At 49.0% G+C, this 12902-nt stretch carries 12 protein-coding genes; 8 read left to right on the top strand and 4 right to left on the bottom strand.

Annotated elements, in window-relative coordinates; all coding sequences use genetic code 11:
• The first annotated feature begins 4 nt into the window (after nt 1-4).
• From L3K52_10725 to L3K52_10690, 8 genes are all read left to right on the top strand, one after another.
• A complete protein-coding gene (locus L3K52_10725; GenBank protein UOG90674.1) occupies nt 5-1315 on the top strand; it encodes a hypothetical protein in 1311 nt (436 codons plus the stop codon).
• Entirely contained in the window at nt 1312-1770 is a 459-nt protein-coding gene (locus tag L3K52_10720) for an acyltransferase (protein ID UOG90673.1), read from the top strand. The genes L3K52_10725 and L3K52_10720 overlap by 4 nt, the downstream gene beginning before the upstream one ends.
• On the top strand, nt 1767-2696 hold the full coding sequence (locus L3K52_10715; protein UOG90672.1) for a glycosyltransferase family 2 protein: 930 nt from the start codon (nt 1767-1769) through the stop codon (nt 2694-2696). The genes L3K52_10720 and L3K52_10715 overlap by 4 nt, the downstream gene beginning before the upstream one ends.
• Complete coding sequence (locus tag L3K52_10710; GenBank protein ID UOG90671.1) at nt 2696-3520, top strand: glycosyltransferase; 825 nt, start codon at nt 2696-2698, stop codon at nt 3518-3520. The genes L3K52_10715 and L3K52_10710 overlap by 1 nt, the downstream gene beginning before the upstream one ends.
• Before the next feature lie 293 nt (nt 3521-3813).
• Nucleotides 3814-5214 (top strand): undecaprenyl-phosphate glucose phosphotransferase, encoded by a 1401-nt coding sequence (locus L3K52_10705; protein ID UOG90670.1) that lies wholly within the window; start codon nt 3814-3816, stop codon nt 5212-5214.
• 15 nt (nt 5215-5229) lie between these two features.
• On the top strand, nt 5230-6318 hold the full coding sequence (locus L3K52_10700) for an acyltransferase (protein UOG90669.1): 1089 nt from the start codon (nt 5230-5232) through the stop codon (nt 6316-6318).
• 54 nt (nt 6319-6372) lie between these two features.
• Nucleotides 6373-8247 (top strand): polysaccharide biosynthesis tyrosine autokinase, encoded by a 1875-nt coding sequence (locus tag L3K52_10695; protein ID UOG90668.1) that lies wholly within the window; start codon nt 6373-6375, stop codon nt 8245-8247.
• Nucleotides 8220-8759 carry a hypothetical protein gene (locus L3K52_10690; protein ID UOG90667.1) on the top strand — a complete coding sequence of 180 codons (540 nt, stop codon included), beginning with the start codon at nt 8220-8222 and terminating at the stop codon, nt 8757-8759. The genes L3K52_10695 and L3K52_10690 overlap by 28 nt, the downstream gene beginning before the upstream one ends.
• Here the strand turns inward: L3K52_10690 and L3K52_10685 are convergent.
• The 4 genes from L3K52_10685 to ilvB are packed head-to-tail and all read right to left on the bottom strand — an operon-like array spanning nt 8737 to nt 12771.
• On the bottom strand, nt 8737-9549 hold the full coding sequence (locus tag L3K52_10685) for a DUF1624 domain-containing protein (protein ID UOG90666.1): 813 nt from the start codon (nt 9547-9549) through the stop codon (nt 8737-8739). The genes L3K52_10690 and L3K52_10685 overlap by 23 nt on opposite strands.
• On the bottom strand, nt 9513-10523 hold the full coding sequence (ilvC, locus tag L3K52_10680) for a ketol-acid reductoisomerase (GenBank protein UOG93997.1): 1011 nt from the start codon (nt 10521-10523) through the stop codon (nt 9513-9515). The genes L3K52_10685 and ilvC overlap by 37 nt, the downstream gene beginning before the upstream one ends.
• 44 nt (nt 10524-10567) lie before the next feature.
• Nucleotides 10568-11062 (bottom strand): acetolactate synthase small subunit, encoded by a 495-nt coding sequence (ilvN, locus tag L3K52_10675; protein ID UOG90665.1) that lies wholly within the window; start codon nt 11060-11062, stop codon nt 10568-10570.
• Between the two features lie 8 nt (nt 11063-11070).
• Complete coding sequence (gene ilvB / locus L3K52_10670; GenBank protein ID UOG90664.1) at nt 11071-12771, bottom strand: biosynthetic-type acetolactate synthase large subunit; 1701 nt, start codon at nt 12769-12771, stop codon at nt 11071-11073.
• Nucleotides 12772-12902: the final 131 nt, after the last annotated feature.

The following is a 12902-nucleotide window of genomic DNA, read 5'->3' as shown; positions in this document are numbered from 1 at the left end:
CACCATGCTAAGAATTATCGCTACCCTATTCATTATCTCGATTTTTATCCCGCTGGAATTTTATATCATGGTGGGTTCGGTGCGGGTCGAAGCTTACCGCGTGGTGCTGGGTTTAGCCTTGCTGTACGCGCTATTTAATCTGCGCAACGTGCTGCAACAAGCGGATCTCGTGGATATTTTGCTGTTTTGTCTAATCGGCATCGTATTCGCCAGCTTCTGGCAAAATCACGGTATGCAAAAAGCAGTTGAATCAACCGGCATTTTTGCAATTGAAACCGCCGGTGCGTTTTATCTGGCGCGATTATTTATTACAACGCCGCAGCGGTTCTATTGGATCAACCAAACCTTTATTGCACTACTCGCCTTGCTCACGGCATTCACGCTCTACGAAGCCTTCAGTCAACACCGCATTCTGCATGAAATCGCTGAAAAACTGACGGGCAATCATGCTTTAGACCCGCGTCTTTACACCTATCATTACATTCGTTCTGGCATTATGCGGGCAACAAGTTTGTTCGCTCACCCTATTTTGTATGGAACCTTATTGGCATTATTTTTCCCGTTTGCGCTGTTGTTAGTCGTGCGCTTCGGTTCGCTGAATTATACAAGTAAATTGGTGGGAATCACGGTTTCAATGCTACTGACCTTATCGTCAGCGCCATTACTGGCATTGATTTTTCAGGGATTTACCGCCGTTTTAGTTAAGTTTTGGCATAACGCACGGCAATTCTGGATTTCGCTGTTTTTTGGAGGTTTGGCGACGGCATTGTTAATTGAAGCGTTTTCCAATCGGGGATTTTTTGGAATTTTAATTTCGTATTTGACCTTCAACCCGAATACCGGCTATTTCCGCATCCTGCAATGGGAATACACCGCCGATGACATCCGCGAACACCTGATTTTTGGGATTGCACACCATGATTGGACACGCCCTTATTGGATGGAATGGATGGGTAATAGCATTGACAGTTTCTGGTTATTGCTGATTTTGCAACACGGCTTGTTTGCCTTGATCTTATTATTACTCGCTTGTTTTTACGCGGTATTCCATGCCTTGAATCTCGCGCACCACCATCACGATCAATCCCGCTGGATGGTCTCCGCATGGATAGTCTCATTCATGTCGCTGATTTTAATTGGGTTTACCGTGGACTATTTCGGCAAATTGCAACCGCTGTTCTTTTTTATGTTGGGCGCAATTGGCTGGGCGCAATACTATCCTTTATGGAACCGTCAGGCAGAAGAATTGGTATCAGCCAGCGATTCCACCAATAATGCCCCCACCGATAACCTGAGAAATAACGACAAGACATGAGACTGCGTTTTATCAATCAAAGAATGTTTATGTGGCTGGTGTGGTTTCGCGACAACCTGCTGTGGCTGCGCACGGGTTATTTCCGCAAACTTTATGGCATGAATATTGCCCCGGATGTGCGAATTTCGTTTAAAGCCCGCTTGGATAAAACCAATCCACGCTGCATTGAAATCGGCGAAAAAACTTACATCGCGTTCGATAGCATCATTTTGGCACACGATTACGCAACCCGACGGCATGGTGGACAATTCGATCAGAAAACGCGCATTGGGGCTAACTGTTTCATCGGTTGTGGTGCTATAATTTTGCCCGGCGTGACCATCGGTGATCAAGTCATTGTCGGTGCAGGCAGTGTTGTCACCAAAGACGTGCCAGCGCATTCGATTGTGGCGGGTAATCCCGCAAAAGTCGTGCGTTCAGGGATTCAAACCATTGCTTACGGGAGATTGGCATGACGGCAAATGCAGAAATCAGCGTTATTCTGGTTTCTTACAATACGTCCGGTTACATTCGCCGCGCATTGGAATCACTGTTTCGCGAAACCCAACTAAGCACGATTGAAGTCATTGTGGTCGACAATGCCTCCAGTGACGACTCGGTAAGCATGATTCGGCAATTTTTCCCGCAAGTCCTGTTGATTGAATCGGGTGCTAATCTGGGATTCGCCGGTGGTGTGCAATTGGGTGCGGCACAGGCGCACGGCAACTGTTTATTATTGCTGAATCCCGATACTGTAATTGTGAATGCAGCGGTGGATCGCCTGCTGCATTTTGCCAAACAGTACCCCGATAACGGCATTTGGAGTGGCGTTACCCTCAACAATGACATGAGTTTGAACACGCAACACGCTTGGAGCAAACCCAATCTGCGCGACCTGTTTTACAGCGCCGTGGGCTTGAGCAAACTGTTCAGTAAAACCTGTTTATTCAACCATGCGAATTACGGTTGCTGGGAACGCTATACGATTAAGGATGTGGATATTGTGTCCGGTTGCTTTTTCCTCACCACGCGGGAATTGTGGGACAAACTCGGCGGCTTGGATGCCAGTTTCTTTATGTATGCCGAAGAAGCCGATTATTGTTTGCGTGCCAAAGCCTTGGGCTATCAGCCCATTGTGACCCCGGATGCTCGGATTATTCACCACGGTGGTGTCAGCCACAGCCATTTTTCAGGCAAACAAATCAAGTTGCTCAAAGGCAAAGTGGAATTGTTTAACCGCCATGTCGTGGCTTGGCAGCGCCCCGCTTATAAAGCGCTACTGTATTGGTATGTGCTGAATAAATACCTGCTACACACCCTCTTCAAACCGAAATCGGAACAACGGCGTGAATGGCAGACGGTATTTGCCAACCGTGCCGACTGGTTGCAGGGGTATCGTTGATGGCGAGTGTGATTGTGCCCGCACACAATGAAGCCAGCGTGATCCGCCGCTGTTTGGATAGCCTCAGCGCTCAAGCAGGTTTGGATACCCTGATTGTGGCTTGCAATGGCTGTACGGATAATACTGCTGAGATTGTGCGCAATGAATACCCGCACGCCATCTGCCTCGACATCGCCAAACCGTCCAAAGTCAATGCATTGAATGAAGCCGAAAAACACGTTACGAGCTGGCCAGTGTTTTACCTTGATGCCGATACGCGCTTATCGCCTAACGCGATTCAGAGTATTATTGCAGCAATGGCAAGCGGTAGCCCTTTGTTGGCAGCACCCGAACCAGTGATTGATACCTCGCAATCTTCTTGGGTAGTACAGCAATATTACCGGCTGTGGTTGCAACTTCCCTATATTCGCGAAGGGGTGGTAGCTACCTGTAGTTACGTCATTAGTCAGACAGGGCGTGAGCGTTTTCAACAATTTCCTGACATTATTAATGATGATGGTTTCGTGCGCTGTCAATTTGACGCGCAGGAACGCCACAATATTGCTGGCACACAAATATTTATTAACGCCCCGCGAAACCTGAGTTCTTTGATCAAGATTAAAACGCGCGCTCGTCTGGGAAACATGCAATTAGCGGCGGCTCAGCTTTGCACGAAAACCGATAAAAAAGCTTACTCCAGCATCTTACTCGACAAACTCCTGAGTCGGGATGCGGTAGCCGCAGTGGTCTACCTGTTGATTGCAAGTTTCATTCGTTGGCGGGCTGCGCGGCAATACCGCCACTTGCAAACTTACACATGGGAAACAGACCTGTCCTCACGCTGAGGAATAAGAATGTGCCGTTTGTATTTTTTTTACGACAAAAAATACAAATATAGGCTATATTAGAACACAGTTTTAGCAACTATCGAGTGTCTTAAATAGTTGCACAATGGCAAAGTATTTGTTTATGTAACAAATAGATACTGGTTTTATCATCTGTTTATAATGCTTGTCATAATAAACTGGCCTGTGGTTTTTTTACATCACCACACAGTAAAATTAGAACAAGTTTGCTTATTGACAACAAACTCCATAATGGCTTGTTGGCGCAGCCATTGTCAGAGGATAACGGTTGAATGGAATATTTGAAGGTAAACAACAAAATCAGTGCCGAACTGATCTACCGCAGTACAGATACGCTAATTATCTTAGGCATTCTGCTCCTCGCGTCTTTGCATTCAAGCACTTACAATATTCAAGGTTATCTTGTTATCGGCTTGGGCGCTGCGTTATTGTTTGGTTTGATCGGTCGATTCACTGATATTTATACCTCATGGAGTGGACGCCCATTCTTTCGCGATGAAGTCATTCGACTGATTGCCACTTGGTTAATCACTTTTCTATCTGTCATTTTCAGTGTGTTCGCGGTGAAAACTTCTGAAGAATTTTCACGCTTTGTGTTGATAAGCTGGTTGTTCATTACCCCTACGTTACTAATCAGCAGCCGCTACGCCCTGCGTATTTTGCAGGCATCCCTCAAACGCATTGGCCTTCACAACCACAGTATTGCGATTGCGGGCATCACCAAGCAAGGCTTGCGCTTCGCTCAAATGATTGATGGCCAACCGCATTCTGGATTCCAAATTGCGGGATTTTACCACTTGGAAGATGATGGCACCGCGCTGGAACTCCCCCGCCACTATGCCCGACTGGGTGATGCGAACGCCATGAAAGAAGCGGCTCGCACGGGCGAGTGGGATCAAATTTATCTCGCCCCCTCATCAGAACAATCCGTGTTATCGAAACGCCTAATTAATGAACTCGCCGATACCATCACCCCCATCCGCTTAATTCCCGACGATTTCACGAATGCCTTGCTACACAGCCGTTACATGGAGATTGCTGAAACCCCCATTTTACGTATTTACGATGCGCCATTGTCTGCGCAACGCGCCTTCATTAAGCGCCTCGAAGATTTATTTTTAGGCGTAGTGATTTTGCTGTTGGTTTCTCCTTTGATGCTAGGAATTGCACTTGCGATCAAACTGACTTCGCGCGGACCGATACTGTTCAAACAAACCCGACACGGTTTACGCGGCGAAACGTTTCAAGTATTCAAATTTCGCACCATGACGGTATGCGAAAATGGCAAACACATTAAGCAAGCCACCCGTAATGATTGCCGAATTACCCGTGTTGGCGCATTTCTACGCAAAACTTCTTTGGACGAACTGCCACAATTTTTCAATGTACTGCAAGGCCATATGTCAATTGTTGGGCCACGCCCCCATGCGGTGGCTCACAACGAAGAATACCGCCAACTCATTCCCGGCTATATGCGTCGCCACTTAATGAAACCCGGCATCACCGGCTGGGCGCAAGTGAACGGCTGGCGCGGCGAGACCGATACCCTGTTCAAAATGGAAAAGCGGGTCGAACTCGACATGGAATACATTCGTAGCTGGAGCTTGATACTCGATCTCAGAATCATTTTCGTTACTGCTTTCAAAACACTGCACGATAAAAATGCTTACTAGTGTTGCTACCCGCCCGTGAGAATCGAACAACTGACCTTCACCCGTTATATTGCTGCATTGACGGTGGTGTTCTTTCACTATGGCATGACGGTGTTTCCTGCGAATGTACCGTGGGTAAATCCGGTGTTGGCGGCGGGACCGATTGCAGTCAGTTACTTTTACGTGCTTTCTGGCTTCATTATGGCGATTGCGTATTATCGACCTGAGCAGCCGCAAACAGTGTTTGCTACACGGCATTATTGGTGGGCGCGAATGGCGCGGATTTACCCCGTTTACTTATTAGCGTTATTGCTGATGATAGCGGCGAAATACCAAACGGTGGGCAGTGAACCGCTGACAGTGGCACTGAGTATCGGCATGTTGCAAGCGTGGATACCGGGCTACCCGCTTACGTTGAACGCGCCCGGTTGGTCATTATCCGTAGAAGCTTTTTTCTACTTGTGCTTCCCGTTATTGCTTCTGCTGGTGAAACGCCATCGTTTGCCCCGTATCACGCTGGCTGCTGGGTTATTGTGGCTGGTAACGCAGCTTACACACAGCATTTTGCTAAATGCTGATGCGTATGCACCGCATGGATTGTTGCATGATTTTATTTTTTACAATCCATTGCTGCACCTGAATACGTTCATAATGGGTTTCATTGCAGGCGCTTGGCTACAACAGGGCAGCCTCGGACGCTTGCAGCAACCGCTTATTAACAACAGCGGGTTGTTGTTAGTGACGGTGTTGATTATCGTATTACTCATTACCCGGCAAACAATGATGGATGCCAGTGGCATTGCGTTTGACTACACGAATGGGTTGATTGCACCCTTATTTTTGCTATTCATTGTATTGTTGGCCTTAAATACCGGCAAAATCAGCCAATATTTGCAGTGCAAGTGGCTGGTATTGCTCGGTGAAGCCAGTTTTTCACTGTATATTCTGCAAAAACCGCTGCATGGCATTTATGAAAAACTCATGCCTGCGGGAATCGATCCACACGGAGCACTGCATTTTTACGTGTTTACAGTGCTATTAACTGTCGGCGCCTTGTGTTCTTATTGGTTTTTTGAAGCACCCGCACGCCGTTGGATCAACAACTTTATTAACCGCGCCACCTGAGAATTGCTACAATCAGGCGCTATATTTCAACTTGGCATACAGACCACCCATACCATGCAAAACGATTATTACAGCAACCGTCAGCCGCGTATTGGCAGTGCACCTAACCCTGATTTTCTAAAAAAACCAGACACGCTGGATTTACGTGAATTCGGGCGTACTTTGCGGCGGCGCAGACGTATGATTATATTGATCACCGCCATCACCCTTTTATTGGCGCTACTGATTACACTGTTGAGTAAACCCGTGTATCGCGCCACTGCAACGCTGCAAATCGAACGCGAATCCAGCAAAGTGGTAAACCTTGACAATATTCTGGGTTCTGGCGACATTCGTGATACCCGCGATTTTTATCAAACGCAATTTGAACTGATTCGCAGCCGTGCTTTAGTGGCACAGGTAATCACTGACTTAAAACTCGAAACAACGCTTGCCAGCACCTCAATGCTTGGTCAAATCAAAGCTTGGTTTAGCGCACCTGATGTTGGCAACCAGCAAACGGCACGCGAAGAATTGCTGTTGAATAATCTAACCGTGGAGCCGGTTAAAAACTCACGCTTAGTCGCCATCAGTTACACCTCATCAGACCCCGCTCAAGCTGCTGCCGTCGCTAATGCCGTGGTCAGCACATTTAAGAACATGAGTACCGCGCGACGCGTGGAAACGATTACCGAGATTTCGCGTCAGTTGCAAAAAACGGTTGAAGACAGCAAAGCACAGTTAGAAACATCCGAGCAACGCTTTAGAGCCTATGCTCGCGAGCATCAACTGTCTCCTGCGGACTTAGAATCGGCATCCACGTCACCCATTTTGCCACCACCCGCAGAAACGGCAGCCAGTGCCAAAACAAGAGATGAAATTATCAGCGCTTACCGTTCACTCCAACGCGAAGTTGATAACCATCAGGCATTTTATAATACACAGCAGAAAAGCTTGATAGAAATCAGTTCTGCTAAAAATGCTGTTATTGACAATATTGCCCTCGTCGACCCAGCACAAGTTCCGCTGAAAAAATTCAAACCCAATTTACCCAGTAACCTGCTGTTTGGCGGTTTACTGGGGGTATTACTGGGCATATCGGCAGCCTTTATGCGTGAATTTCTGGATGACACCATCAAAGACATTAACGAACTAGAACGCGCCACCCAATTGCCCGTTTTGGGTGCCATGGCAGAAACCACTGACGCCAATAGCCGTCAATTGGCAACCGCCACCGTTAGCAAACCACGTTCCGCCATTGCCGAAGCGTTTCGCTCGCTGCGTACCAGTTTGCGTTTCACGCACCAAGGTGATGACACCCCCATTATTTTCATTACCAGTGCCAGCCCTAATGAAGGCAAAACCACCACCGCCAGCAATTTGGCTTGTGCTTACGCCTCAGCGGGAAATCGTGTCCTGCTGATAGATGCCGATTTACGCAACCCCTCACTGCACAAAACGCTGGGCATCCACGCGCAGAATGGTCTGTCCAATTACCTGTCAGGCATATTGGACGTGCGTAAACTGATTCAAGCCACGGACATTCCCAACCTATTTTTGTTGACAGCGGGCAGCCTACCAGATGACCCCGCTGAATTGCTATCTTCGCCGCACATGCGTACTTTGCTCGACAGTGCCAAATACGATTTCGACCAAATTATTGTGGATGGCCCCCCTGTATTGGGGTTAGCAGATGCTTTGATCCTTGCCTCGCAATCTTCCGCCACCTTGATCGCCGTGCGTGCTGAACACACCCGCATGGTGATACTGAAAAATGCGCTAAACCGTTTGCGCCGTGAGCAAGCGCCGCTGGTCGGCGTGGTGCTCAATCGCGTTGATTTAAGTAGCAGCTACGGTGATGACTACGGCGGTTATGTTTACCAAGCTGAAGAACAGCGCGTTAAACCGACCATGCTGAGCAAATGGCTGGCCGCTCTAAAGAAATTGTGAGCAGCGTTCCAAGCGTGTCCACCGCAGAGGTATTGCGGCTAAGCGATGTCGGGATGAAAATCGTCGCGGCATTATTAGCGCGTTATGGTTTACGGCTGGATCTGGTGGCCGATAACGCGACCATTCCCGGCAGTTATTGGCACGAAGACGAAGCCGGTATTATTGGTTTGACCGTGTTAGCGCGGCAAGACACACCGCTGCACTCCATTTTGCACGAAAGCTGCCACATTATCTGTATGGATGAAACGCGTCGCGCCGTATTGCACACCGACGCGGGCGGCGAATACGCGGAAGAAGATGCCGTTTGCTACCTGCAAATCTTATTAGCCGATCACATTGCCGGTTTCGGGCGTGAGCGCATCTGGCAAGACATGGATGCTTGGGGCTACACTTTTCGGCTCGGCTCGGCACAACGCTGGTTTCAAGAAGATGCCGAAGATGCCCGTGCTTGGCTAATACAACACGGCTTACTCACCCCAAACGGGGATTTTATTTTCCAAGTGCGCCGATGAGCATTGCAACTAACCAAAAAAATACCATCAACAAGGGCTGATGCGCCAAGTAAACCACCAAGCTATGCCGACCTAACCAGCGCAGCCAGGCTAAAACACGCCAATCGGGTAAAGGGCGCAAGCACAAGGAACAATGCGCAAACTTACTGCCAATATAAATTCCAAATAACAGCACCCCAAACCACGGCAAAAACGGCGCATAGTCTTTGGTATTCGCGACTTCAGTCCCCAATCCCACCCACTGCAAACTGATGGCGTTGAAAAATGGCTCATTAACAAACCAAGGCAGCCATATTGCCACACTGCCCAGTACAAGATTCCAGCCACCCAAACGCAAAAATGGCAGCGCCACCACACTGGCAAGCGCCATGAAATGCAACACACCAAAAAATATCCAACTCGTGGGAAACAGCCAGTAGCTTCCTGCGCTAACCAGCCCAGCACTCGCCACTAAAATCGCCTCGCGCCGCAAAAAGCGCGACCATTTCAAGCCATGACGCGCGGCTAACGCCAAACTAACACCGGCAACGCCCACAAATAGCGTCATGATTACTTTCTGAAAAGCGGGCCAGAAGTGACCGTGAAATAAATCCAAAGTAAGAATATTGAAGTGATTCAGGTCATACGCACTGTGGAAAACCATCATCAACAACACCGCCAGACCCCGAAAAACATCGGGTAGCGGAAAACGTGGAACCGCAGGGGCGGAAATTATTCCACCCCCACTGATTTGCGGGGTGATAGTCTTGAAACTTAGTTCTTTGACTTGTCGACGATTTTCTGAATCCACGGCATCATTGCTCGCAATTTACCACCAGTTTGTTCAATCGGGTGTGCCGCATTGTTACGGCGGTAAGCCGTCATGGATGGGTAGTTAGATGCACCTTCCAGAATGAAGTTTTTCGCGTATTCGCCGTTTTGGATGTCTTTCAGAGCCTGACGCATCGCTGCACGTGATTGCTCATTGATGACTTTCGGGCCAGTCACGTACTCACCATACTCCGCGTTATTGGAGATGGAATAGTTCATATTGGCAATGCCGCCTTCGTACATCAGGTCAACGATCAGTTTGAGTTCGTGCAAGCACTCGAAGTAAGCCATTTCTGGTGCGTAACCGGCTTCAGTCAGGGTTTCAAAACCCATTTTCACCAATTCAACCGCGCCACCGCACAATACCGCTTGTTCGCCGAACAAGTCAGTTTCGGTTTCGTCTTTGAAGGTGGTTTCGATAATACCCGTGCGCCCGCCGCCGATAGCAGAAGCGTAAGACAGCGCGACCGCTTTCGCTTGACCAGAAGCATCTTGCTGGATAGCGATCAGGTCAGGAATGCCGCCGCCTTTGACGAATTCGTTACGTACCGTGTGACCCGGTGCTTTTGGCGCAATCATGATGACGTCCAAATCCGCACGCGGCACGATTTGGTTGTAGTGAATCGCAAAACCGTGCGCGAATGCCAGCGTCGCACCTTGCTTCAGATTCGGCTGGATTTCGTCGCGGTACAACTGGCTTTGGAACTCGTCCGGGGTCAGGATCATAATAATGTCAGCAGCAGCCACGGCTTCTGCAACCGGCGCGACTTTCAAACCCGCATTTTGCGCTTTGGCTACGGTTGGGGAATTGCTACGCAGACCCACAGTGACATCCACGCCAGAATCTTTCAGGTTGCAAGCATGGGCGTGACCCTGTGAACCGTAACCGATGATGGCGACTTTCTTGCCGCGAATGATAGAAAGATCAGCGTCTTTATCGTAATAAATGTTCAGTGCCATAAAGCCTTTTACCTTAAATCCAAAATATCATAAGTCAATTAAACGTGTAGGGACGCTTCGCCACGAGCAATGCCCATGCCGCCGGAGCGTACCACTTCAATAATGCGGTAATCTTTCAACGCATTCACGAACGCATCCAATTTACTGCGGTCGCCCGTCAACTCAATCGTGTAGGTTTTTTCGCTGACATCAATGATGTTGCCCCGGAAAATATCCGACAAGCGCTTGACCGCTTCACATGCCACGTGTTTATCCACGGCGACTTTGACGAACATTATCTCGCGTTCAATGTGCGCATACTGCGCCAGATCCATGACTTTCACCACATCAATCAACTTATTGAGTTGCTTAATGATTTGTTCCACGATTTCTTCGCTGCCGCGCGTCACCACGGTCAAACGCGACAAAGTGGCGTCATCGGTCGGTGCGACCGTCAGGGATTCAATATTGTAGCCACGCGCAGAGAATAATCCGGCAACACGCGACAACGCGCCCGCTTCATTCTCCATCAAAATGGAAATTACATGCCGCATTTTGTCACCTATACCAGAATCATTTCGTTTTGGCCTGCACCGGCAGGCACCATCGGGAATACATTGTTTTCACGCTCGGTAATGAAATCCATGAAGACCAAACGGTCTTTCATCGCCAGCGCCTCTTTCAATGCACCTTCCACGTCACTTGCCTGTTCAATGCGCATCCCGACATGACCGTAGGCTTCCGCGAGTTTCACGAAATCGGGCAACGCTTCCATATAAGACATCGCGTAACGCTTCTGGTAGAAGAATTCCTGCCACTGACGCACCATGCCGAGGTAGCCGTTGTTCAACGAAATGATCTTGATTGGCAAGTGATATTGCAAGCAAGTCGCCAGTTCCTGAATGCACATCTGGATACTGCCATCGCCGGTAATACAGCCAACGGTTTCCTCAGGAAACGCCATTTGCACACCCATCGCGGCGGGCAACCCAAAGCCCATCGTGCCTAAACCACCGGAGTTGATCCAACGGTTCGGCTGGCTGAAGCGGTAGTATTGCGCTGCCCACATTTGGTGCTGACCCACGTCAGAACACACGTAAGCATCGCCATTGGTCGCTTCCCAAAACTTTTGCACTACAAACTGTGCTTTGATCGCGGCATTCATATCCTGATTATATTTCAGGCAATCCGCACCGCGCCATTCCGCAATTTGCTTCCACCAATCAGCCAGTGCCGCCGCATCGGGGCGCTCAGCACGGCTACGGTATTCTTCCAGCATGTCAATGATGACGCTTTTAACGTCGCCAACGATAGGCACGTCCACTTTGACATTTTTGGAAATCGACGCGGGGTCAATGTCAACGTGGATAATCTTGGCATAAGGGCAGAATTTTTCGATATTGCCGGTCACACGGTCATCAAAACGTGCACCAATCGCAATCACCAAGTCAGCATGGTGCATGGTGTTATTGGCTTCATACGTACCGTGCATCCCCAGCATACCGATGAATTGCTTATCCATTGACGGAAAGCCGCCCAAACCCATCAGGGTATTGGTAATCGGAAAGCCCAACTCACGGGTCAACTCGGTCAATTGATGCGCCGCACCCGACAACACCACGCCACCGCCGGTATACAGTACTGGCTTTTTCGCTTCCAACATCAGGTCAATGGCACGGCGTACTTGACGCTTATTGCCTTTCACCGTGGGGTTGTAAGAACGCATGGTGATTTCTTTCGGGTAATGGAACTCACAACGTGCCGTGGTAATGTCCTTAGGAATATCCACCAATACCGGGCCGGGGCGACCCGTGCTGGCAATATAAAAGGCTTTCTTAATGGTCGTTGCCAATTCTTTAACGTCCGTCACCAAGAAGTTGTGTTTGACGCATGGGCGGGTAATGCCCACGATGTCAACTTCCTGAAACGCATCGTTGCCAATCAAATGGCGCGGCACTTGCCCGGTGAACACCACCATCGGCACAGAATCCATGTACGCATCCGCAATGCCCGTCACAGCATTGGTTGCCCCGGGGCCGGATGTTACCAGCGCCACTCCGGGTCTGTTAGTTGCTTTGGCATAGCCTTCGGCTGCATGGACAGCCCCTTGCTCGTGTCTTACCAGAATGTGGTTGATTTTGTCGTGTTGCTTGTACAATTCATCGTACAAAAACAACACAGCTCCACCAGGATAACCAAAGATGGTATCAACCCCTTCTTCCTTAAGACACTCGACGAATATCTCGGCACCGGTCAGTTCCACAGTTCACTCCGTAAATCGCATGGGCGAAGGAAAAGACTCGCATCATAATACGAATGCATGGGGGATTACACCCCAAAAAGTGTGCGAGTATTGATTTTTTCAGGCTAAAAGCGGCGGGCATAAAAAAGCCA

This window comes from Candidatus Thiothrix sulfatifontis (assembly GCA_022828425.1).
Taxonomy (GTDB): Bacteria; Pseudomonadota; Gammaproteobacteria; order Thiotrichales; family Thiotrichaceae; genus Thiothrix; species Thiothrix sulfatifontis.
The sequence above is the reverse complement of the archived record's forward strand: the minus strand, read 5'-3'. Positions and strand labels throughout refer to the sequence as shown.

What these genes read in the sequence shown, in the direction of transcription:
- L3K52_10725 (UOG90674.1), top strand. Translation starts at nt 5, where the DNA reads ATGCTAAGAATTATCGCTACCCTATTCATTATCTCGATTTTTATCCCG.
- L3K52_10720 (UOG90673.1), top strand. Translation starts at nt 1,312, where the DNA reads ATGAGACTGCGTTTTATCAATCAAAGAATGTTTATGTGGCTGGTGTGG.
- L3K52_10715 (UOG90672.1), top strand. Translation starts at nt 1,767, where the DNA reads ATGACGGCAAATGCAGAAATCAGCGTTATTCTGGTTTCTTACAATACG.
- L3K52_10710 (UOG90671.1), top strand. Translation starts at nt 2,696, where the DNA reads ATGGCGAGTGTGATTGTGCCCGCACACAATGAAGCCAGCGTGATCCGC.
- L3K52_10705 (UOG90670.1), top strand. Translation starts at nt 3,814, where the DNA reads ATGGAATATTTGAAGGTAAACAACAAAATCAGTGCCGAACTGATCTAC.
- L3K52_10695 (UOG90668.1), top strand. Translation starts at nt 6,373, where the DNA reads ATGCAAAACGATTATTACAGCAACCGTCAGCCGCGTATTGGCAGTGCA.
- L3K52_10690 (UOG90667.1), top strand. Translation starts at nt 8,220, where the DNA reads ATGGCTGGCCGCTCTAAAGAAATTGTGAGCAGCGTTCCAAGCGTGTCC.
- ilvN (UOG90665.1), bottom strand. Translation starts at nt 11,062, where the DNA reads ATGCGGCATGTAATTTCCATTTTGATGGAGAATGAAGCGGGCGCGTTG.